Source organism: Pseudomonas sp. JE3303 (assembly GCF_056312565.1).
Genome location: NZ_JBWGIF010000011.1, coordinates 204366 through 227036, shown reverse-complemented (window position 1 = coordinate 227036; position 22671 = coordinate 204366). Strand labels below are relative to the sequence as shown.

19 protein-coding genes and 1 pseudogene are annotated in these 22671 nt (G+C 63.1%); 10 read left to right on the top strand and 10 right to left on the bottom strand.

The genetic code is table 11. The annotated features are described in order from the left end of the window. Positions 1-121: 121 nt before the first annotated feature. The 7 genes and pseudogenes from nuoF to AC0ZZU_RS17240 form a co-directional block, all read right to left on the bottom strand. Positions 122-1483: an NADH-quinone oxidoreductase subunit NuoF gene (gene nuoF, locus AC0ZZU_RS17270; RefSeq protein ID WP_476342331.1), complete on the bottom strand. Its 1362-nt coding sequence runs from the start codon at positions 1481-1483 to the stop codon at positions 122-124. Continuing rightward, positions 1480-1977, bottom strand: coding sequence for an NADH-quinone oxidoreductase subunit NuoE (gene nuoE, locus AC0ZZU_RS17265; RefSeq protein ID WP_158459164.1), 498 nt, complete (start codon positions 1975-1977; stop codon positions 1480-1482). The genes nuoF and nuoE overlap by 4 nt, the downstream gene beginning before the upstream one ends. A 2-nt stretch (positions 1978-1979) precedes the next feature. Further along, entirely contained in the window at positions 1980-3761 is a 1782-nt protein-coding gene (nuoC, locus tag AC0ZZU_RS17260; RefSeq protein ID WP_476342329.1) for an NADH-quinone oxidoreductase subunit C/D, read from the bottom strand. 77 nt (positions 3762-3838) lie between these two features. Then, the gene (locus tag AC0ZZU_RS17255; RefSeq protein WP_158459166.1) at positions 3839-4516 is read right to left on the bottom strand and encodes an NADH-quinone oxidoreductase subunit B; all 678 of its coding nucleotides are present in this window, start codon (positions 4514-4516) and stop codon (positions 3839-3841) included. 10 nt (positions 4517-4526) lie between these two features. Further along, positions 4527-4940, bottom strand: a complete 414-nt coding sequence (locus tag AC0ZZU_RS17250; protein ID WP_158459167.1) for an NADH-quinone oxidoreductase subunit A — start codon at positions 4938-4940, stop codon at positions 4527-4529. A 523-nt stretch (positions 4941-5463) separates the two neighbouring features. Then, entirely contained in the window at positions 5464-6789 is a 1326-nt protein-coding gene (gene aceA / locus AC0ZZU_RS17245) for an isocitrate lyase (RefSeq protein ID WP_158459168.1), read from the bottom strand. A gap of 230 nt (positions 6790-7019) precedes the next feature. Beyond that, positions 7020-7529 (bottom strand): annotated as a pseudogene (locus AC0ZZU_RS17240) (secretin N-terminal domain-containing protein); the annotation flags it as partial. Positions 7530-7737: 208 nt separating this feature from the next. Here AC0ZZU_RS17240 and AC0ZZU_RS17235 point away from each other — a divergent pair. Together AC0ZZU_RS17235 and AC0ZZU_RS17230 are read left to right on the top strand one after the other, a co-directional pair. Then, the gene (locus AC0ZZU_RS17235; RefSeq protein WP_476342328.1) at positions 7738-9453 is read left to right on the top strand and encodes a S8/S53 family peptidase; all 1716 of its coding nucleotides are present in this window, start codon (positions 7738-7740) and stop codon (positions 9451-9453) included. Positions 9454-9551: 98 nt separating this feature from the next. Further along, positions 9552-10994 (top strand): SulP family inorganic anion transporter, encoded by a 1443-nt coding sequence (locus AC0ZZU_RS17230; RefSeq protein ID WP_476342326.1) that lies wholly within the window; start codon positions 9552-9554, stop codon positions 10992-10994. A 27-nt stretch (positions 10995-11021) separates the two neighbouring features. On the opposite strand, the gene fusA is transcribed toward AC0ZZU_RS17230, so the two are convergent. After that, a complete protein-coding gene (gene fusA / locus AC0ZZU_RS17225) occupies positions 11022-13133 on the bottom strand; it encodes an elongation factor G (protein WP_476342325.1) in 2112 nt (703 codons plus the stop codon). Between the two features lie 114 nt (positions 13134-13247). On the opposite strand from fusA, the gene dsdA reads away from it, so the two are divergent. Further along, complete coding sequence (dsdA, locus tag AC0ZZU_RS17220) at positions 13248-14609, top strand: D-serine ammonia-lyase (protein ID WP_476342324.1); 1362 nt, start codon at positions 13248-13250, stop codon at positions 14607-14609. A 27-nt stretch (positions 14610-14636) separates the two neighbouring features. On the opposite strand, the gene AC0ZZU_RS17215 is transcribed toward dsdA, so the two are convergent. Beyond that, a complete protein-coding gene (locus tag AC0ZZU_RS17215; RefSeq protein WP_476342323.1) occupies positions 14637-15065 on the bottom strand; it encodes a hypothetical protein in 429 nt (142 codons plus the stop codon). Positions 15066-15239: 174 nt separating this feature from the next. Between AC0ZZU_RS17215 and AC0ZZU_RS17210 the strand changes: the two genes are divergently transcribed. Next, positions 15240-15527, top strand: a complete 288-nt coding sequence (locus AC0ZZU_RS17210; protein ID WP_476342322.1) for a hypothetical protein — start codon at positions 15240-15242, stop codon at positions 15525-15527. 3 nt (positions 15528-15530) lie between these two features. On the opposite strand, the gene AC0ZZU_RS17205 is transcribed toward AC0ZZU_RS17210, so the two are convergent. Beyond that, on the bottom strand, positions 15531-16781 hold the full coding sequence (locus AC0ZZU_RS17205; RefSeq protein ID WP_476342321.1) for a 2-aminoadipate transaminase: 1251 nt from the start codon (positions 16779-16781) through the stop codon (positions 15531-15533). A 386-nt stretch (positions 16782-17167) separates the two neighbouring features. Here AC0ZZU_RS17205 and AC0ZZU_RS17200 point away from each other — a divergent pair, with 386 nt between their 5' ends. The 6 genes from AC0ZZU_RS17200 (at position 17168) to uvrC (ending at position 22644) form a co-directional block, all read left to right on the top strand. Further along, positions 17168-18574: an amino acid permease gene (locus AC0ZZU_RS17200; RefSeq protein WP_476342320.1), complete on the top strand. Its 1407-nt coding sequence runs from the start codon at positions 17168-17170 to the stop codon at positions 18572-18574. Between the two features lie 153 nt (positions 18575-18727). Continuing rightward, on the top strand, positions 18728-19129 hold the full coding sequence (locus AC0ZZU_RS17195) for a DUF488 domain-containing protein (protein ID WP_476342319.1): 402 nt from the start codon (positions 18728-18730) through the stop codon (positions 19127-19129). After that, on the top strand, positions 19122-19580 hold the full coding sequence (locus AC0ZZU_RS17190) for a GNAT family N-acetyltransferase (RefSeq protein WP_476342318.1): 459 nt from the start codon (positions 19122-19124) through the stop codon (positions 19578-19580). The genes AC0ZZU_RS17195 and AC0ZZU_RS17190 overlap by 8 nt, the downstream gene beginning before the upstream one ends. A 126-nt stretch (positions 19581-19706) precedes the next feature. Then, positions 19707-20096, top strand: coding sequence for a helix-turn-helix domain-containing protein (locus tag AC0ZZU_RS17185; protein ID WP_476342317.1), 390 nt, complete (start codon positions 19707-19709; stop codon positions 20094-20096). Positions 20097-20161: 65 nt separating this feature from the next. After that, entirely contained in the window at positions 20162-20800 is a 639-nt protein-coding gene (gacA, locus tag AC0ZZU_RS17180; protein ID WP_158459180.1) for a response regulator transcription factor GacA, read from the top strand. A gap of 20 nt (positions 20801-20820) precedes the next feature. Continuing rightward, positions 20821-22644: an excinuclease ABC subunit UvrC gene (gene uvrC, locus AC0ZZU_RS17175; protein WP_476342316.1), complete on the top strand. Its 1824-nt coding sequence runs from the start codon at positions 20821-20823 to the stop codon at positions 22642-22644. The last annotated feature ends 27 nt before the right edge of the window (positions 22645-22671 follow it).

Here is a 22671-nt window from a genome sequence, read left to right as displayed (position 1 = left end):
TCTTCGTTGGCCCGCGTGAGCGGGCGTGGCTAATGGAAATCTGTGTGCCTGCGGCTCGCCCGGAATTCTTCTGGCAAGCGGTGCAGGCCGCGGGTGGCACGGACCACCCGCGTTTCAATGCTTAGGCGCCGACCACAATCGGCCTGGCCAGGTCCGGGCGCGGGGCGGCGCTGCCAGTGGCAGCGATGCCGGCCTCGAACTCCGGACGGAAATACTTGATCGCGCTGCCCAGTGGCTCGACCGCGCCTGGCGCATGCGCACAGAACGTCTTGCCTGGGCCGAGGAAGCCCACCAGGCCCAGCAGGGTCTCGATGTCGCCTTGCTGGCCCTGGCCTTTCTCGAGGGCGCGCAGGAGCTTGACGCTCCATGGCAGGCCGTCGCGGCACGGGGTGCAGAAGCCACACGACTCGCGGGCGAAGAATTCTTCCATGTTGCGCAGCAAGGACACCATGTTGACGCTGTCGTCCACCGCCATGGCCAGGCCTGTACCCATCCGGGTGCCGACCTTGGCGATGCCGCCTGCATACATCTGCGCGTCCAGGTGCTCGGGCAACAGGAAACCGGTACCGGCGCCGCCTGGCTGCCAGCACTTGAGCCTGAAGCCATCGCGCATGCCGCCGGCGTAGTCCTCGAAGAGCTCGCGGGCGGTGACGCCGAATGGCAGCTCCCACAAGCCTGGGTTCTTCACCTTGCCGGAGAAGCCCATAAGCTTGGTGCCATGGTCTTCGCTGCCTTCGCGGGCCAGCGACTTGTACCAGTCGTTGCCATTGCCGACGATGGCCGGCACGTTGCACAGCGTCTCGACGTTGTTCACGCAGGTCGGCTTGCCCCACACGCCGACGGCGGCAGGGAAGGGTGGCTTGGAGCGCGGGTTGGCGCGGCGGCCTTCGAGCGAATTGATCAGCGCGGTTTCTTCACCGCAGATATAACGCCCTGCGCCGGTATGGACGAACAGCTCGAAGTCGAAACCGCTGCCCAGGATGTTCTTGCCCAGCAAGCCAGCGGCCTTGGCTTCCTCGACCGCACGGTTGAGGTTGCGGGCGGCGGTGGTGTACTCGCCCCGCAGGAAGATGTAGCCGCGGTAGGCCTTGAGCGCACGGGCGCTGATCAGCATGCCTTCGATCAGCAGATGGGGCTGCTGCTCCATCAGCATGCGGTCTTTCCAGGTGTTGGGCTCCATTTCATCCGCGTTGCACAGCAAGTAGCGGATATCCATGGATTCGTCTTTGGGCATCAGGCCCCATTTGACGCCAGTCGGAAAGCCCGCGCCGCCACGGCCCTTGAGGCCGGAGTCTTTCACGGCCTGGACGATATCGTCCTGGGACATCTGCGCGAACGCCTTGCGCGCGGCGGTGTAGCCGTCCTTGGCCTGGTACTCGTCGAGCCACACGGGCTCGCCGTCGTCACGCAGGCGCCAGGTCAGGGGATGGGTCTCGGCGCTTCGCGCAATGCGGTTGGCCGGGCCGAAGGAAGTGATGGTCATGCGTAGCCCTCCAGCAGTTTGGAAACGCCAGCAGGCTGCACGTCGCCAAAGGTGTCGTCATCGATCATCAGCGCCGGGGCCTTGTCGCAGTTGCCCAGGCAGCACACCGGCAGGAGGGTGAAACGCCCATCCGCAGTGGTCTGGCCCAGGCCGATGCCCAGTTCGTCCTGGATCTGGCTGACCACCGACTCGTGGCCGCCGATGTAGCAGACCATGCTGTCGCAGACGCGGATGATGTGCCGGCCGACCGGCTGGCGGAAGATCTGGCTGTAGAACGTGGCCACGCCTTCGACATCGCTGGCCGGGATGCCAAGCACCTCGCCAATGGCGTAGATAGCGCCGTCAGGCACCCAGCCGCGTTGCTTCTGAACGATCTTCAGGGCTTCGATGGACGCCGCGCGCGGGTCCTCGTAGTGGTGCATCTCGTGCTCGATGGCCGAGCGCTCGGTTTCGCTCAGGGCGAAACGGTCGGTTTGGATAAGCGTGCTGTTCATGCTTAGCGGTCCACGTCAGCCATAACGAAGTCGATACTGCCCAGGTACGCGATAAGGTCCGCGACCATGCTGCCCTTGATCACCGAAGGGATCTGCTGCAGGTGCGGGTAGCTCGGGGTGCGGATCCGGGTGCGGTAGCTCATGGTGCCGCCGTCGCTCGTCAGGTAGTAACTGTTGATGCCCTTGGTCGCCTCGATCATCTGGAAGGACTCGTTGGCCGGCATGACCGGGCCCCACGAAACCTGCAGGAAGTGGGTGATCAGGGTCTCGATGTGCTGCAGCGTGCGCTCTTTGGGCGGCGGCGTGGTCAGCGGGTGATCCGCCTTGTACGGGCCTTCCGGCATGTTGCGCATGCACTGGTCGATGATGCGGATGCTCTGGCGCATCTCCTCGACACGGACCATGCAGCGGTCATAGGCATCGCCGTTGTGGGCCAGTGGCACTTCGAACTCGAAGTTCTCGTAGCCCGAGTACGGGCGGGCCTTGCGCAGGTCGAAGTCCAGGCCGGTGGAACGCAGGCCGGCACCGGTGACGCCCCAGGCCAGGGCCTCCTTGGTGTTGTACTGGGCGACGCCGATGGTGCGGCCCTTGAGGATGCTGTTCTGCAGGGCAGCCTTGGTGTATTCGTCGAGGCGCTTTGGCAGCCAGTCCACGAAGTCCTTCACCAGTTTTTCCCAGCCGCGCGGCAGGTCGTGGGCCACGCCACCGATGCGGTACCAGGCCGGGTGCAGGCGGAAGCCGGTGATGGCTTCGATCACGGTGTAGGCGCGCTGGCGGTCGGTGAAGGTGAAAAACACCGGGGTCATGGCGCCCACGTCCTGGATATAGGTACCCAGGAACAGCAGGTGGCTGGTGATGCGGAAGAACTCGGCGAGCATGACGCGGATCACGTCGACCTTCTGCGGCACCTTGATGCCCGCCAGCTTCTCGACCGCCATTACGTACGGCAGGTTGTTCATCACCCCGCCGAGGTAGTCGATGCGGTCGGTGTAGGGAATGAAGCTGTGCCAGGACTGGCGCTCGGCCATCTTCTCGGCGCCACGGTGGTGGTAGCCGATGTCCGGTACGCAGTCGACGATCTCTTCGCCGTCCAGCTGCAGGACGATGCGGAAGGCACCGTGGGCCGATGGGTGGTTAGGGCCCAGGTTGAGGAACATGTAGTCCTCGTTGGCGCCCTGGCGCTTCATGCCCCAGGCTTCGGGGTTGAAACGCGCGGATTCTTCCTCGAGCTGCTGCTTGGCCAGGGTCAGGCTGAACGGATCGAACTCGGTCGCCCGTGCCGGGTAGTCCTTGCGCAGCGGGTGACCTTCCCAGGTCGGCGGCATCATGATGCGGGTCAGATGCGGGTGGCCGGCAAAGTCGATGCCGAACATGTCCCAGACTTCGCGCTCGTACCAGTTGGCGTTGGGCCAGATGCCGGTCACGGTCGGCAGGTTCAGGTCACCCTCGCTCAGGGCCACCTTGATCATCACGTCGCTGTTGCGCTCCACCGAAAGCAGGTGGTAGAAAACGCTGAAGTCGGCGCCCGGCAGGCCGCGGCGCTGGGTCCGCAGGCGCTCGTCGACGCCGTGCAGGTCGTACAGCATGCTGTACGGCTTGGCCACGTTGCGCAGGAAGGTCAATACCTCAACCAGCTTGGCACGGGTCACCCACAGCACCGGCATGCCGGTACGGGTTTCCTGGGCGACGAACGCCTGCGGGCCAAATTTGTTGTTGAGTTCGACGACCACATCCTGGTCGTCAGCCTTGTAAGGCGGAATATAAATAGCGGTGTCCGCTGTCATGGTCTCGGTCGCTTTCGGTCAACGTAGAGAATGAAGCCAGGCCGCCGGCTCGAAGGAACGGGCGGCAGGTCGCTGGATCAGACTTCGTCGGGGCTGCGCAGGTTGGTGACCTGGATGCGCTGTTCACGGCGTTGCTCTTTCTGCGACGGCATCTCGGCACGGTAAATGCCTTGATCACCGACGACCCACGAAAGAGGACGACGCTCCTGGCCAATCGATTCCTGCAACAGCATCAGGCCTTGCAGGAAGGCTTCAGGGCGCGGCGGGCAGCCAGGCACGTAGACATCCACGGGGAGGAACTTGTCGACCCCCTGAACGACCGAGTAGATGTCATACATGCCACCGGAGTTGGCGCACGAACCCATGGAGATGACCCACTTGGGCTCGAGCATCTGCTCGTACAGGCGCTGGATGATCGGCGCCATCTTGATGAAGCACGTACCGGCGATGACCATGAAATCGGCCTGGCGCGGCGAAGCCCGGATGACTTCGGCGCCGAAGCGGGCGATGTCGTGGGGCGCCGTGAAGGCCGTGGTCATTTCCACGTAGCAGCAGGAGAGGCCGAAGTTGTACGGCCACAGGGAGTTCTTGCGACCCCAGTTGACCGCGCCCCGCAGAACATCTTCGAGCTTGCCCATGTAGATGTTCTTGTGGACCTGGTCCTCTAGCAGCGAATCGGAGACGGTTTCCCGGTCTCCGACTGGATACTGCTCGTTAGGCGCGTCCGGATCGATTCTGGTGAGATTGTATTGCATTGCCAAAGCCTCATTGTTTCAGCTTCGCTTGCCGCTTGCGACGACCCACGGGAGCCCAATCGAGCGCCCCGACCCGCCAAAGGTAGACAAGACCTGCCAACAGAATTGCTATGAAAACGAGAGCTTCGACGAATCCGGTCCAGCCGCTTTCGCGGACGGACACAGACCATGCAAAGAGAAAGAGGGCTTCGATATCGAAGATCACGAACAGCATCGCGACCAGATAGAATTTGGCGGACAGGCGCAGGCGGGCGGTGCCCACGGGCAACATGCCGGATTCGAACGGTTCGTTCTTGCTGCGGCCCCAGGCCTTGCTGCCGAGCAGGCTGGACAGGCCGAGCATGAAGGCGCACAGGCCAACGACACCGAGGAGGAAGATGGCAAAGCCCCAGTTGTGGGCGATCAGTCCTGTCGAATCGGGCATGCTGGTAGTCCTTGTACAGAGGCCGGGCTCTGCGTCTAGAAAGAAGTAAAGCAGTGACGAAATGTCGCAGCGCAATCAATCGCGCTGATTTTATGGGTAAAGCGTTGGCAAGTAAAATTTCTGTCGCAAATTTATTCGAAGGTATAAGAAGAAAAGACTCGCGTAACTGCCTGAGAGCCTTGGTTTTTGGGCGTTTGGCAAGGTTTCGTCAAATATGTTTCTCGCAGGATGTAACAACACCTTACTTCCGTAATGATAATTAATATCATTACGCTTTGAGTGGGGTTGCTAGTTGCTTTCTGCGGTCGAAAGTTGAGGGTGCGGCGCCGTGGTACTTGCCAAAGCTCGATTGGCAGGTTCTACCCCTTCTGGACCACGCCTGCACCGTTCTGGATCAATGTTTTTTCAATGGGTGTGAATAAGAGCATAGACGGTGGCCGCCTCCTTCGCGCAGCGAAGGGCGGCGCCACAAAGGAAAAGGCCCGGCCTCATTGCAAGGCCGGGCCCTCTGGGCTGATCACACTCAGTGGAACTGCTCTTCCTCCGTCGAGCCGGTCAGCGCCGTCACCGACGAAGCCCCACCCTGGATCACGGTGGTCATGTCGTCGAAGTACCCCGTGCCCACTTCCTGCTGGTGCGCCACGAAGGTGTATCCCTTGCTTGCGTCGGCGAACTCCTGCTCCTGCAGCTTGACGTAGGCGGTCATGTCGTTGCGGGCGTAGTCGTGTGCCAAGTTGAACATGCCGTGCCACATGTTGTGGATGCCGGCCAGGGTGATGAACTGGTGCTTGTAGCCCATGGCGGACAGCTCGCGTTGGAATTTGGCGATGGTCGCGTCATCCAGGTTCTTCTTCCAGTTGAAGGAAGGCGAGCAGTTGTACGACAGCAGCTGGTCCGGGTACTCCTTCTTGATCGCCTCGGCAAAGCGGCGGGCTTCGTCCAGGTCGGGCTTGGCGGTTTCGCACCAGATCAGGTCGGAGTACGGCGCGTAGGCCAGGCCGCGGGCAATGGCCTGGTCAAGGCCGGCGCGCACCTTGTAGAAGCCCTCGCGGGTACGCTCGCCCAGCACGAACGGCTGGTCATACGGGTCGCAGTCGCTGGTCAGCAGGTCGGCGGCGTTGGCGTCGGTACGGGCCAGGATGATAGTCGGCACTCCGGCGACGTCGGCCGCCAGGCGGGCAGCTACCAGCTTTTGCACGGCTTCCTGGGTCGGTACCAGAACCTTGCCGCCCATGTGACCGCACTTCTTGACCGAGGCGAGCTGGTCTTCGAAGTGCACGCCCGCGGCGCCCGCCTCGATCATGTTCTTCATCAGCTCATAGGCGTTGAGCACACCGCCGAACCCAGCTTCAGCGTCGGCGACGATCGGCGCGAAGTAGTCGACGTAGCCCTCGTCGCCTGGGTTCTTGCCGGCTTTCCACTGGATCTGGTCGGCGCGGCGGAACGAGTTGTTGATGCGCTTGACCACGGTGGGCACCGAGTCCACCGGGTACAGCGACTGGTCCGGGTACATGGACTCGGCCGAGTTGTTGTCGGCGGCCACTTGCCAGCCAGACAGGTAGATGGCCTGGATGCCGGCCTTCACCTGCTGGACTGCCTGGCCGCCAGTAAGGGCGCCCATGCAGTTGACGAAATCCTTATCGGGACGGAAGGAAGGGTGGGCACCTTGGGTGACCAGCTTCCACAGCTTCTCTGCACCTGCCCGGGCCAGAGTGTGCTCTGGTTGCAGCGAGCCACGCAGGCGGACGACATCAGCGGCGGTATAGGTACGGGTCACGCCTTTCCAGCGCGGGTTTTCGGCCCAGTCTTTCTCAAGGGCTGCAATTTGCTGTTCGCGTGTCAGTGCCATGGAAAATAACCTCGTCGCATCGGTCTTGGGTAGAGGGTGCTCAACACTTGCAATGCGGCTCGAAGGCCCTGTCCAGGGCCCTTGATCAGCAGGGAGCGGGGCCATCATGCCTTCGCCAAAAGAGGTCGTCAAATGTTTTGTAGTGCTTTTTTGCTGGCACTACATCTTTGGTCTAATGCGACTTGGTGGTCATTTTGAAGGCCTCTGGTCGAGGCCTTGAAGTGCCTGGATCAGTCCAGGGCGTCGACCTTGATGCGCAATGTCATGTTATCGCCGCGCTGGGTACTGTAGCTGCGGCTCGACCCGCTGCGATCTGCCTGGCTTTGCCGGTTGAATCCGGCAACGGTGATCCATTCGCCAAGCGGTCCTCTCACAGTCGTGTCGGTACTTTGCACGTTCACTACATCAGCACGTTCCGGGTTTATCCGGTCATTATTGGTGCTGATCGCGACCTCGGCGGTGTCTCCATCAAGGTTCGCGGTAACGTAGAAGCCTTGTGTCACGTTGCGGTATTCGGTGTAGCTCTGCATGCCGCCGTAGCCGTCCGGACTGCTGCTGGTGACGGGCACGCTCTGGCCGACCTGGATCAGCGCCGGCTTGCCCTCGATGGCCTGTACCTGCATCAGTCCGCCATCACGGTTGGTGGTGCCATAGCGTATGACACGGCCCTTGCCATGGGTGTCCTGGACGTTGCTGTCGGTGTTGTCGACGCTGATCATCAGGCGTCGCGGAAGTACATCGGGCGCGGCCTGGGCCGCAAAGGTAGTCGCGAGCAGCAGGGAAGCGAGGAGGGGGCGTGAGCGCATGGCGAGGTCTCCACAAGTGATGTAGACATGATCGCAGATCACTGGGGCCTGTGCGGGCCTCTTCGCTGGCAAGCAACCACCACCTGAACCTTTGCCGCGCAGGCACAGTCGCAACATGACCTGCCCCCACGGTCGCCGCCCCATGAAAGGTCTCGTCCTGCTGGTCTGCCTGCTCATGCCCTCGCTCGCTGCGGCTGACACCCTGCGCATCAAGCACCTGCAACGTTGTGGCGACCTGCTAGCCCAGGACTCGCCACGCTGGTGCCTGGATACCGAGGGCCTCGGCCAGACGACGCCCACGGTCTGGCTCGGCGAGCGGCGCCTGGCCCAGGACCGCATCCAGCGCCACGGTGATCAACTGCAGCTGGAGCTTGCCAAGGCAGCCACGCACAGCGCCCCGCTCTGGCTGGAAGCCGGCAACCAGCGCAGCAACCCGGTCTGGCTCACCCAGCGCTCCAGCCATGTGGTCGCTGCCGGCCCTGATGAAGTGGCCAAGAACATGGACGGCCTGACCACCTACCTCGATCTGGTCAGTCTGTTGATCGAAGAACAGCATGACGGCCTGCAGGAAGCCCGCCGCATTGCCGAGAAGTACGGCGCCAAGGTAGTGGGCGCGATCCCGCCCTTGAACGTCTACCAGCTGCGCCTGCCCGCCCGTGACCTGGAGCAGCGCGATGCGTTGATCCTGCGCATGGGCAGCGAAACCAGTGTCGATGCGGTGGTTGTCGAAGAGTCCGCGCCCGAGCGGGGCGAGGAGGGCGAGCCCCGTCCGGCCGGGACAGCCAGCCAGGATGATGAGTGGGCCGCCAATCGCTTCACGGATGCCCTCTACTACTACCAGAGGCGCATCCCCGCCTCCAGGGTGCCCGTGCAGCCGATACGGATTGGCGTGATCGAGCGTGATATCGATTTCGACACGCCGGCTTTCAGTGCATACCGGAACAGCTGCACGGCAGGTCAGACCTGCGTCTATGCGCGCGATGGCAATCGAGCCGACGGCCATGGCAGCCATGTCACGGGCATCCTTGCGGCGAAAGGCGAGGGCACCGAGGGTGGTTTTCTGACTGGCCTAGGCCCCTCCAGCCCAGGCTTCGAGGTCATTGTCGAACGCAACTCCGATGCCGGCATCACCGCCAACGTCGCAGCGTCCGTGAACCTCGTGGAAGACGGTGTGCGGGTGCTCAACTGGAGTTGGGGCATCCATCGCGTCGGCGCCCGCAACATCGAAGGGGACGAGGTCGACTCGCTGGTCCGCTCGGGCCTGGCCATGAGCGGGTACGAGGAGCTGCTCGAGGAGTTCTTCCTGTGGCTGCGAAAGGAGCATCCTGATGTTCTGGTGATCAACTCGGCAGGCAATGGCGCTTCGTGGTCCGGCACGGACGAATACCGGCTGCCCTCGTCCTTCGTCACCGAGCAGTTGCTGGTGGTCGGCGGTCACCAGCGCAGCGACCGGTCAACGCCGGTCCAGGATCCGTCACATGTAGTCAAGCGCACCCGCTCGAACATCGACATGCGCGTGGACATCAGCGCCGCCGCCTGCATTCGTGCCGCCGCCGACAAGGACGCGCACTGCGGCACCTCCTACGCAACCCCGCTGGTGACCGCTACCGTGGCCACCATGTTGTCGATCAATCCGCGACTGACCCCCGAACAGATACGCATGCTGCTAAGGCGCAGCGCCCTGACGATGGGCACAGAACAGGACTTCGAAGCCATGGACGCCGAAGACCTGACCGCGCCGATCCTGCCCTCCGAGCGCAACGGCTTGCTGCATCACCCGGACCTCGGCCGCTCGGCCCGGCTGGACATGCAGCGCGCGCTGGACCTGGCCGTGCAGAGTCGTGAGCGGGTGCGCTGAGGCGTGTGCGGCTGGCCCGCACCAGACAAATTCCGTAACATCCCCGCTCTTTTTTCCCGTCCGGGCTACTGCTGCCCGGGACACGCCACAGGATCCGCATGAAACCAGCCCGCCTCCGCGCCGACGTGCTTGCCGGCCTCACCACCTCCTTCGCGCTGGTGCCCGAGTGCATCGCCTTCGCCCTTGTCGCCCACCTCAACCCGCTGATGGGTCTGTACGGCGCCTTCATCATCTGCACCCTCACCGCGCTGTTCGGCGGTCGCCCGGGCATGATTTCCGGCGCGGCCGGCTCAATGGCGGTGGTGATCGTCGCGCTGGTAGTGCAGCACGGCGTGCAATACCTGCTGGCCACGGTGCTGCTGGGCGGGGTACTGATGATGCTGTTCGGCCTGCTGCGCCTGGGCAAGCTGGTGCGCCTGGTGCCTTATCCGGTGATGCTCGGCTTCGTCAACGGTCTGGCGATCGTCATTGCCCTGGCCCAGCTGGAGCATTTCAAGGCTGGCGAGCACTGGCTGAGCGGGACGTCGCTGTACCTGATGCTGGGCCTGGTCGCCTTGACCATGTTCATCGTCTATGTGCTCCCGCGCCTCACCCGTGCCGTACCCCCGGCGTTGGTGGCCATACTCGGTGTCGGCCTGCTGGTGTACCTGTTCGACCTGCCGACGCGTACCTTGGGCGACATGGCTCACATTGCCGGTGGCCTGCCACAGCTGGCCTGGCCCGAGCTGCCTTGGAGCCTGGAAACGCTGAAGATCATCGCCCCGTACGCGGTGCTCATGGCCATGGTCGGGCTACTGGAAACCCTCCTGACCCTCAACCTGACCGACGAAATCACTGAAAGCCGCGGCTTTCCCGATCGTGAATGCGTGGCGTTGGGCGCGGCCAACATGGTGTCGGGGCTGTGTGGCGGCATGGGCGGCTGCGCAATGATTGGTCAGACTGTGATCAACCTCAGCTCCGGTGGCCGTGGTCGCGTCTCGGGTGTCGTGGCGGGAGTCATGATCCTGCTGTTCGTGCTGTTCTTGTCGCCGTTGATCGAGCGCATCCCACTGGCGGCGCTGGTCGGGGTGATGTTCGTGGTTGCCCAGCAGACGTTTGCATGGGCCTCGCTGCGGGTACTGCACAAGGTGCCGGTCAGTGACGTCCTGGCGATCATCGCAGTAACGGTGGTGACCGTGTTTACGGACCTGGCCACCGCCGTGCTGTTCGGGATCGTCATCGCGGCGGTCAATTTCGCCTGGCAGCACGCGCGCGAGCTGTATGCCGACAGTCACTTGGACGAAGAGGGCGGCAAGGTCTACCAGATACACGGGACGCTGTTCTTTGCCTCGAGCACGCCTTTTCTCAACCAGTTCGACCCGGCAAACGACCCGGCACGGGTAACGCTGGATTGCCGGCACCTGAGTTTTGTCGACTATTCGGCGGTTGCCGCGCTGCAGACCTTGCGCGAGCGCTATGCAAAAGCCGGTAAGCACCTGCGGGTGGTACACCTTTCGGAGCGGTGCCGTCAGTTGCTGCGCCGGGCCGGCGAGCACGGTTGATGCCATGGGGGGCCGATAGCCTTCAGCCTATCCCCCCCGATTCTTCTTCACGATCGCCTCCGCAATATTGCCCGGCGCTTCCGAGTACTTTGTGAACTCCATCGAATAGCTCGCCCGCCCCTGGGTCATCGAGCGCATGTCGGTGGAGTAGCCGAACATTTCGCCCAGTGGCACTTCAGCGCGAATGACCTTGCCCGCAGGGCTGTCCTCCGAGCCCTGTATCAGACCGCGACGGCGGCTGAGGTCGCCCATGATGTCGCCCAGGTAATCCTCGGGGGTGACCACCTCGACCTTCATCACCGGCTCCAGCAACACTGCGCCGCCTTTTTGCGACAACTGCTTCGTGGCCATTGAGGCGGCAATCTTGAAAGCCATCTCGTTGGAGTCGACGTCGTGGTATGAGCCGTCGAACACGGCGGCTTTCAGGCCAATCAGCGGATAGCCAGCGAGCACACCGTTGCGCATCTGCTCCTCGATGCCTTTCTGGATCGCCGGGATATACTCGCGCGGCACCACACCGCCGACGACCTCGTTGATGAACTCAAGTCCTTCCTTGCCCTCCTCGCCAGGGGCGAAGCGGATCCAGCAATGCCCATACTGGCCGCGCCCGCCGGACTGGCGGACGAACTTGCCCTCGATCTCGCAGGTGTTGCGGATCTTCTCGCGGTAGGCCACCTGCGGCTTGCCGATATTGGCCTCGACCCCGAATTCGCGGCGCATGCGGTCGACGATGATATCCAGGTGCAGCTCGCCCATGCCGGAAATGATGGTCTGCGCGGTCTCCTCGTCAGTCTTGACCCTGAACGACGGGTCTTCCTGGGCCAGCTTGCCCAGGGCAATGCCCATTTTCTCCTGGTCCGCCTTGGTCTTCGGCTCGACGGCCACGGAAATTACCGGGTCGGGAAAGTCCATGCGTTCCAGGATGATCGGCTTGTTCAGGTCGCACAGGGTGTCGCCCGTGGTCACGTCCTTCATGCCGATCAAGGCAGCGATGTCGCCCGCGCACACGGCCTTGATCTCGGCGCGCTGGTTGGCGTGCATCTGCACCATGCGCCCGACGCGCTCCTTCTTGCCCTTGACCGAGTTGAGCACCGCATCGCCGGAGCTCAATACCCCCGAGTAGACGCGGGCGAACGTCAGGGTGCCGACAAAGGGATCCGTGGCGATCTTGAACGCCAGGGCCGAGAACGGCTCGTTATCGTCGGCGTGGCGTTCGAGGTGCTTGTCTTCGTGGTCCGGGTCGGTGCCGTTGATCGCCGGGACTTCGCTGGGTGCCGGCAGATAGTCGATCACCGCATCGAGCATCAGCGGCACGCCCTTGTTCTTGAACGATGACCCCAGGATGGTCGGCACGATTTCGTTGGCCAGCGTACGCTGGCGCAGGCCGGCCTTGATCTGCTCAATGCTCAGGTCCTGCCCTTCGAGGTAGAGCGTCATGAGCTCGTCGTTGGCTTCCGCCGCGGCCTCGATCATATGGGCGCGCCATTCGTCGGCCAGGGCCTGCAGTTCGGCAGGGATCGGCTCTTCGCGATAGCTGGTGCCCTGGTCGGCATCGTTCCAGTAGATGGCCTTCATCTTCACCAGGTCGACCTGGCCGATGAACTGCTCCTCGGCGCCAATGGCCAGCTGGATCGGTACCGGATGATGCCCCAGGCGCTGGTCGATCTGCTTGACCACGCGCAGAAAGTCCGCGCCCTGGCGGTCCATCTTGTTGATATAGGCCAGGCGCGGTACGTGGTACTTGTTGGCCTGGCGCCACACTGTCTCGGACTGCGGTTCGACCCCGTCAGCGCCGCTGAACACCACCACGGCGCCGTCGAGCACCCGCAGCGATCGCTCCACCTCGATGGTGAAGTCGACGTGGCCGGGAGTGTCGATGATATTGAATCGGTACTTGTCGGCGAACTGCTTGGCCGAGCCCTGCCAGAACGCCGTCGTGGCTGCCGAAGTGATGGTGATGCCGCGTTCCTGCTCCTGCGCCATCCAGTCCATCGTTGCCGCGCCATCATGCACCTCGCCCATCTTGTGGTTCACGCCGGTGTAGAACAGGATGCGTTCAGTGGTAGTGGTCTTGCCGGCATCCACATGGGCGACGATGCCAATGTTGCGGTAGAGCTCGATGGGGGTTGTGCGGGCCATGATGGAATCACCTTCGGGTGAAATGCGCGGCAGTGGTTTCCCCAAGGTAGCAGAGGCAGATGATCCTGCTGACCGATTCGTGTCGCGCTTTGTCGAATGCATGGAGAACAGCGCATGACCCTTCGGATACCGCTTGAAACCTGGTGCCGGGAGCACCCCGTAATCGCCGATCTGGCGCGGCATGCGCCGGTGACCTGGTTCAATCCGGCCGTAGCCCCGAGCGCCGAGGCGCTTGCGGATGTGCCGCTGGGCACGTCCGATATCGCCGACGCCAGCGAACGCCTGGCGCGGTTCGCGCCGTTCATCGCCTCGGCATTTCCCGAGACGGCTGCCAGGCAGGGCGTGATCGAATCGCCACTGCTGCCGATCCCCCAGCTGCAAGCGGCGCTCTGCGACGAACTGGACATCGAGCCGAGTGGCAGTCTGTGGCTCAAGGCCGACAACCTCCTGCCGATATCGGGTTCGATCAAGTCCCGTGGTGGTATCTACGAAGTGCTCAAGCACGCCGAAGACCTGGCCTTGGCTGGCGGCCTGCTGCAACCGGGCGATGACTACAGCCTGCTCGACAGCGAACGGGCGCGCACCTTTTTTGGCCAGTACGCCATTGCGGTCGGTTCGACCGGCAATCTCGGCCTGTCGATCGGCGTCATGGGCGCGCGCCTGGGTTTCAGGACCACCGTGCACATGTCGGCCGATGCCCGGCAATGGAAAAAGGACCGGCTACGCAGTTGTGGCGTACAAGTGCGGGAGTACAGCGCCGATTTCAGCGTGGCCGTGGCTGAAGGCCGGCGCGAAGCCGACGGCGATCCCCATTGCCACTTCGTCGACGACGAATATTCCACCGACCTGTTTCTCGGCTATGCAGTCGCGGCCGAGCGGTTGCGCGGGCAGCTGGCACAGGCTGGGATTCTGGTCGACGCCGAGCATCCGCTGTTCGTCTATCTCCCCTGCGGCGTAGGCGGCAGTCCAGGCGGCGTGACCTTTGGCCTGAAGCAGGCCTTTGGCGATGCGGCGCATTGCCTGTTCGCCGAGCCGAGCCATTCGCCGTGCATGCTGCTCGGGGTCTATACCGGATTGCATGAGCAGGTGTCGGTATATGACTTCGGCCTGGACAACCACACCGCCGCCGATGGCCTGGCGGTGGGGCGGCCGTCCGGTTTTGTCGGGCGAGCCGTGGAGCGCCTGGTCGATGGGTACTACACGGTCAGCGATGCAGAGCTGTTTCGTCTGCTGGCGCTGGCACAGCTGAGCGAAGGACTGGTGCTTGAGCCCTCGGCGCTGGCGGGGGTCCCGGGCATGGGCCGTGTGCTGCAGGAGACGCAGGGTTATCGGCAGCGGCTGGGTTTGGGCGAAGCGGACATGGCCAAGGCCACTCACCTGGTCTGGGCGACGGGCGGCAGCATGGTGCCGCAGGATGAAATGAATACCTACCTGGAGAAGGGCAGGGCGTTGCTGCATGGGCGCCAGGGGTATTGAGCCGCGCTGGCGCGCATCGCCGGCCTGTCAGTCGACCTGGGCTTGCATCAGCCACTGGCCGTCCACTTCACGCGCCAGGCCACTGGCTGGCAGCAGGGCCAGCAGGCGCGGGTGCAGTGAGTAGTCGGTGAAGGTCTTGACGGTGGACAGGTCGAGCACGCCGATCGGGTTCAGCTCGGCCTTGGTGTAGGACAGCCAGGCCTTCTTCAGGACCATCAGCACATCGCTGCCAGCGGTGTTGGCAAAACGCCGGTGCAGTGGGCGGCCATCGAGGCTGAAGCTGTGTCGATGGGTGTAGGTGCTCTCGTCGCCGCCGCTTTCATGGCAGCGGTTGCAGCGGCAGGCGCCGTCGCCGAAGGCATTGCGCAGGTAGTTGTTGAAGTCCACCACCGGCTTGAGGCTCAGGCGTTTGTCGACCTCGAACAGGTCGGCGATCAGGGGTTGTTCGGCGCTCACTCGGCGGTCCTCGTTGGGTGTGGCAGTTGACGGCGGGCACCTTAACAGCCTGGGTGGGCCAAGGCTATGTCGGGGTGGGACATCTCGTCGATCGCGACACAAGACGCTCCTCCAGTTACCCTACGCACCTCAGGCGCACCGGGCGCCCATTTTTCCTGCCGTTGGAGTCAATGCATGTACAACTACACAGCCACCGTAACCGTCAGCAACGAGGGGAGCGGCGAGGTCGAAGCGGTGGAGAACCTCAATCAGCGCATTGGCCTGGAAGCGGTCACCGAGACCCTGAAAAAGGTGCACTTCATCGGCACCCTGGCCGCGCCGGACAAGGCTAGCCATATCTGCGTCACCCTTGACAACGGCTTGACCTACTACGGGCCGATCGTCAACGGCCACGCCGAGCTCGAAGGCGGCTGGATCGCCTTCGAGAACGACATGCTCACCCCTGAGGAGCTGGGCCTCTAAGGCCTAGTCCAGGCGGGCCAGGCAGCGTTCCAGGATGTCCAGGCCCTCCTCGAGCACCTGCGGCTCGGTGGTCAGAGGTGCCAGCAGCCGAATGATGTGCCGCGCCTTGCCGCTGGGCATCAGCAGCAGCCCCGCGTCACGTGCCAATTGCAGCAGCTGGGCCAGTTGCGCGGGCGCTGGGCTGCCATCGGCGTCGACCAGCTCGATGCCGCGCATGGCACCGACGCCTGTCAGCCGCCCTAGCCACGGCGACAGGTTGCCAGCCTTCCAGCGTGCATGGCGGGAAACAATCGCCTGCTCCTGCCGTTCGCCCCAGGTGGCAAGGTTGTCGTCGGTCATTTGCGCAAGGCTCGCCAGGGCTGCAGCACACGCGATGGGATTGCCCGAATAGGTGCCGCCCAGGCCGCCCTTGGGCAAGCTTCCCAGCACCTCCCTGCGGCCGACCACCGCACCCAGTGGCATGCCGCCGGCCAGGCTCTTGGCCAGGAGCAAGAGGTCGGGTTCGATGCCCAGTCTCGGGAATGCGAAGCGCTGGCCGGTACGGCCGAATCCTGACTGGATCTCGTCGATGATGATCAGGATTCCGTGGCTGTCACAGAAGCGTCGCAGGGCCTGGGCGAAGTCCGGTTCCATCGCCAGGAAGCCGCCTTCGCCCTGCACGGGTTCGAAAATGAACGCCGCCACGTCTTCCACGGCGATCTCAACGCTGAACAGCCGCTCCATTGCCTTGAGCGCCTGTTCGGTGGTCACGCCGGTATCCGCGCTGGGGTAGGGCAGGTGATACACCGGGCCCGGTAGCTCGCCGACCCGCTGCTTGTACGGTGCAACCTTGCCATTCAGGTTCAGGGTCGCCAGCGTGCGTCCATGGAAGCCGCCGTCGAAGGCGATGATCGCCCGCTTGCCAGTGGCGCCGCGAGCCACCTTCAGGGCGTTTTCCGCTGCTTCCGCGCCGCTGTTGGTGAGCATCCCGGCCATGGGGTAGCTGAGTCCGACGAACTGCTCGAGGCGTTGCATCAACTGCAGGTAGGGTTCATGGGGCGCGGCATTGAACGCGTAATGGGTCAGGCGTGATGCCTGGACCTGGATCGCCTCGACGACCGCAGGGTTGCAGTGGCCCAGGTTGAGCACGCCGATACCACCGACAAAGTCGATGTAGCGTTTGCCAGCGGTATCCCACACTTCGGCGTTGCGGCCATGGGAAAGTGTGATCGGGTGAACTATGCCGATGGACTGGCTGATACTTTCCTGATTCATGCGCACGCATACCTTGTTCGAGTTTCTTATTATCCAAGCGCGTCGAGCTGCCGTCGTGCAAACGAATTATCCGATTGCAATCATTCCGGAAAATATCGAACTTCCCGCCAGTCCCTTGATTTTTGTCGGGGATGCACTGGGGGCTGTCGCGCCGCCGTCGGCCCGCTTCGAGCTGTTTCCCGGCGTCATGGATGAAGATCATTCCGTAGAGGAATCATGTGCGTCGAAAAGGTCGTTTGTTAGCCTTGCGTGCTTGGATTAAAACTGACCCGTCTCAACGATCACAAAACGTTGTAATAACAAGAACCTCGCACTACCCACTTACAAGAAATCTGCTCCAGCTTCAGTCGCATTTGCGTGCGGCCGACCCACTTGAGGGTTTTTGAATGGCATCGCTACAACAAGACAAGCAGCGTTCGCTGCAACATGGCCTGACCTCCCGCCAGGTATCCATGATCTCCATCGCAGGCATCATTGGCGCCGGCCTGTTCATCGGTTCGTCGAACGCCATCGCCACGGCCGGCCCGGCCATCCTCATCTCCTACGCTCTGACCGGCCTGCTGGTGCTGCTGGTGATGCGCATGCTGGGCGAAATGGCCATCGCCAACCCCAACAGCGGTTCATTCTCGACGTATGCCACCGAGGCCATCGGGCCTTGGGCGGGCTTTACCATCGGCTGGTTGTACTGGTGGTTCTGGGTACTGATCATTCCGGTCGAAGCCATCGCTGGCGCGGATATCCTGCACACCTATTTCCCGGATGTGCCGTCCTGGCTGTTCGCCTTCCTGATCATGATCCTGCTGTCGGGCAGCAACCTGGTCAGCGTGAAGAACTTTGGCGAATTCGAGTACTGGTTCGCGCTGGTCAAGGTCATTGCCATCGTGGCCTTCATCGTGGTGTGCACGCTTGCCATCTTCGGCTTCTGGCCGCTGGCCGAAACCCGCGGGGTCAGTCAGCTGTGGGCCAATGGCGGCTTCATGCCCAATGGCTTCGGGACTGTGCTGGGCGGGGTGCTGATCACCATCTTCTCGTTTTTCGGCGCAGAGATCGTCACCATCGCTGCCGATGAGACGGCCAATCCCAAGGACAAGATCCGCCGCGCCACCAACCTGGTGGTCTACCGCATCGGCATCTTCTACCTGGCATCGATCTTCCTGGTGGTGTCGCTGGTGGCCTGGAACGACCCGGGTCTCAAGGCAGTGGGCTCGTTCCAGCGGGCGCTGGAGGTGCTGAACGTGCCAGGCGCCAAGCTGGTGGTCGACCTGGTCGTCCTGGTCGCGGTGACCAGCTGCATGAACTCGGGTCTCTATACCGCTTCGCGGATGCTCTATTCGCTGGCGGCACGGGGCGAGGCACCGAGCATGGTCAAGCGCATTTCCGGCAGCGGCGTGCCCACCGTGGCGGTAATCCTGTCGACGCTGGCGGGGTTTGCCGGCTGCCTGGTCAACTACGTGTTCCCCGGCAAGGTGTTCGGCTTCCTGCTCTCGACCACCGGCGCCATCGCGCTGCTGGTGTACCTGGTGATCGCCGTGTCGCAGTTGCGCATGCGTGCCCGCGCCGAGCGCGATGGCACCGAGCTTGCGATGAAGATGTGGCTTTTCCCCTGGCTGACCTGGCTGGTGATCGGGGTGATCGTCATGGTCCTAGGGTACATGCTGTTCAGCGATGCCTACCGTTATGAAACCTTGATGACGGCAGGTGTGACCCTGACCATCCTGCTCATCTCCCTGAGCCGGCGCCGTGGCGTGCAAGTTCCGGCGAGTCCCTCCATGGCCAGCGGCAAGGGCGCCTGACCCTCGCGGCTTGGCAACTGGAAGCCCGTGACCTGGTCACGGGCTTTTTTCGTTGGCGCGTCCCCTGCGCGGGACTACCATCGATAAGGCCAGGCTTCGCAAGCTGAACCCACGAAGCCAGCTGAATGCCCAAGGCGCGCTGCGGAGGACCGCATGATCCAGTGCAAGCGAGTGTACGACTCCCTCACCGACACTGACGGGCATCGTGTGCTGGTCGATCGCCTGTGGCCGCGCAACCTGCGCAAGGAGGACCTGCACGGCGAGTGGTTGCGTGACGTGGCACCGTCCAGCGAGCTGCGTCAGGCGTTGCACGAAGGCCGATTGGATTTTGCTGTGTTCACGCAGCGTTACCGCCAGGAGCTGGCGGGGCATCCTGAACACTGGTGGGCGCTGCTGGAAGTGGCAGGGAAGGGCTGCCTGACCCTGCTGTATGCCGGCCGGGACATCGAGCACAACAACGCCCTGGTACTGGCTCGCTGGCTGGAGGACGAACTGGACCGGCAGGGGCCGGCCAGCTCCCCCGTGTGCTACGCCAGCAGTGCATCGCATGAATGAAGAGCTCCGCAGGGAATTGAAGCTGACCCCTGCCAGCGATCGTCACCTCACCTTCGCCCGGGACCTCACCCGCCGCGCCATGCTCCCGTACTACCGTGAATTCGACCTGCTCTGGATGGAAGAGGCCTTCGACCAGGCGTGGTGCTGGCGCGAGCAGTGGCTGGTGATGGAGAGTGATCGGGTGCTGGGATACTGCAGCCTCAGCCAGGACCGCCAGGCCCTGTACCTTCGTGAATTGCACCTGCTGCCCGAACACCGCGGACGAGGAGTCGGCAGCTGGGTGCTTGAGGAACTTGCCGCCTGGGCTGCGCTGCGCCGGGTGCCGCTGCTTCGGCTGATGGTGTTCAAGAGCAATCCCGCGCGCTCGCTTTACGCACGGCACGGCTTCACCGAGATGGGTGAAGATGAGTGCTTCGCGCGCATGCAGCGAGCCATTCCTTTATCGGCCTGATGGCCAACTCATGGCTTGTGCCCAGGGAAGCGCTTTGTGCATAGTGCAGGGCTCATGAGTCGCGTGGCGGCTTGAAGGTTGCTGGAAGCAACCGTGGCAGCTCAATTCGGAAGAGGTCTTGTATATATGAAAGCTTTTGGTCCGCGCATCAGGGCAGAACGCGAGCGGCTGGGCATGACCCAGCGGGTCTTTGGTGACATCGGCGGCGTGGAGCCTAATGCACAAGGCAAGTACGAGAGTGGCGAGCGCACTCCGCGGATCGATTACCTGGCTGCTGTCACAGCGCAAGGCGTCGATGCGCCCTACGTGCTCAGCGGCATTCGCACTCCGGCAGCGGTGGACAGCCTGACCCCGGAAGAAGACCACCTGCTGGCGTGTTTCCGGCGTCTGCAGTCGGCCGATCAGGCAGCCGTGCGGCGACTGCTCAGCAGCTTGTCCGGCAGGGCTGGAGGGCCTGAGCACAACGGGTTCCGCCAACAGGTGCGATCAGCGCACAACCTTGAAGTTTTACGCTAGGTTCGCGCAGGAAAATTTTGATAAGGTGGCGGGATCCAATTCCCGCCGCGTGACGAGGTGTCTGCTTGATTAGGGTCCTTGTGGTCGATGACCACGATCTGGTGCGTACCGGCATCACCCGCATGTTGGCCGATATCGACGGTCTGCAGGTGGTGGGTGAAGCGGATTCGGGCGAAATGGCACTCAAGTTGGCCCGCGACCTCAAGCCGGACGTGGTCCTGATGGACGTCAAGATGCCCGGCATCGGCGGCCTCGAAGCCACCCGCAAGCTGCTGCGCAGCCAGCCTGACACCAAGGTGGTGGCGGTCACCGTCTGCGAGGAAGACCCTTTTCCCACGCGCCTGCTGCAGGCTGGCGCCGCTGGCTACCTGACCAAGGGGGCAGGCCTCGACGAAATGGTCCAGGCAATTCGCCTGGCCTTTGCCGGTCAGCGCTACATCAGTCCCCAGATCGCCCAGCAACTGGCGCTCAAGCCGTTTCAGCCGCAGGGTTCGCCGTTCGACACGCTGTCGGAACGCGAAATCCAGATTGCCCTCATGATCGTCGGTTGCCAGAAGGTCCAGATCATTTCCGACAAGCTGTGCCTGTCGCCGAAGACCGTGAATACTTACCGCTATCGAATCTTTGAAAAACTCTCGGTCACCAGCGATGTCGAACTGACGTTGCTGGCGGTCCGTCATGGTATGGTCGACGCTAGCCTTTAATGGCGAATTCCTGAGTTCTCATGTCCCAGACTTTTGATCCAAGTGCCTTCCTGGCGACCTGCAGCGGTCGCCCGGGCGTCTACCGCATGTTCGATGCACAAGCCCGCCTGTTGTACGTGGGCAAGGCCAAGAACCTGAAGAAACGCCTGGCCAGCTATTTCCGCAAGACTGGCCAGGCGCCCAAGACGTCAGCGTTGGTGGCGCGGATCGCGCAGATCGAAACCACCATCACCGGCAATGAGACCGAGGCGCTGCTGCTCGAGCAGACCCTGATCAAGGAATGGCGCCCGCCCTACAACATCCTGTTACGCGATGACAAATCCTACCCGTACGTGTTCTTGTCTGACGGCGCCTTCCCGCGCCTGGGCATCCACCGTGGCGCCAAGCGCGCCAAGGGCCGCTATTTCGGCCCCTATCCCAGCGCCGGGGCCATCCGCGAAAGCCTGAGCTTGCTGCAGAAGACGTTTTTTGTCCGCCAGTGTGAAGACAGCTATTTCAGCAACCGCACCCGGCCGTGCCTGCAATACCAGATCAAGCGCTGCAAGGGCCCCTGCGTCGGCCTCGTCGACCCTGCCGAGTACGCCGAGGACGTACGTCACTCGGTGATGTTTCTCGAAGGCCGCAGCCAACAGCTGAGCAACGAGCTCAACAGCGAGATGGAGCAGGCCGCCATGGCCCTCGACTTCGAGAAGGCTGCCGAGCTGCGCGACCAGATCGGCCTGCTGCGCCGTGTCCAGGACCAGCAATACATGGAGGGCGGGACCGGCGATATCGACGTGGTCGCCGCCTTCGTCAACCCTGGCGGCGCGTGCGTCCACCTGATCAGCGTGCGCGGCGGGCGGGTGCTGGGCAGCAAGAACTTCTTCCCCCAGGTGGGCATCGAGGAGGAGGTGGCCGAAGTCATGTCCGCCTTCCTGTCCCAGTACTACCTGGGCAACGCCGAGCGCGAGCTGCCGGGCGAACTGATCGTCAACGTGGTCCACGAAGACTTCGCCGTCATCACCGAAGCGCTCGAGACCCTGCGCGACCGTGAGGTCGCGATCAGCCATCGGGTACGCGGCACCCGCGCACGCTGGCAGCAGCTGGCCGTGACCAACGCCGAGCAGGCCCTGGCCGCACGCCTCGCCAACCGCCAGCACATGGCCTCGCGTTTCGATGCCCTTGCGCAGGTACTGGGCCTGGACGAGGTGCCCCAGCGCCTCGAGTGCTACGACATCAGCCATTCCAGCGGCGAAGCCACCGTGGCTTCCTGCGTGGTGTTTGGCCCGGAAGGTCCGATCAAGTCCGATTACCGGCGTTTCAACATCGAAGGCGTCACCGCAGGCGACGACTACGCCGCCATGCACCAGGCGCTGACGCGCCGCTTCAGCCGCATCAAGGACGGCGAAGGCAAGTTGCCCGACGTGTTGCTGGTCGATGGAGGCAAGGGCCAGCTGAACATGGCCCGCGACGTACTCCAGGAGCTCGCCGTGCCCGACCTGATCCTTATCGGCGTGGCCAAGGGCGTGACCCGCAAGGCCGGTTTCGAGACGCTTTATCTCAACGAGGTCAGCAACGAGTTCACCCTGAAGGGCGACTCCGCCGCTTTGCACCTGATCCAGCAGATTCGCGACGAAGCCCACCGCTTTGCCATCACCGGCCACCGGGCCCGCCGTGGCAAGGCCCGCCGTACCTCAAGCCTCGAAGACGTGGCCGGGGTAGGGCCCAAGCGCCGCCGCGAGCTGCTCAAGCATTTCGGTGGCCTGCAAGAGCTCAACCGCGCCAGTGTCGATGAAATCGCCAAGGCCCCTGGCATCAGTAAAAAGCTTGCCGAGTCGATTTATGCCAGCCTGCATAGCGAGTAGAATGCCGGGCTCAACTTGCAGCCAGTC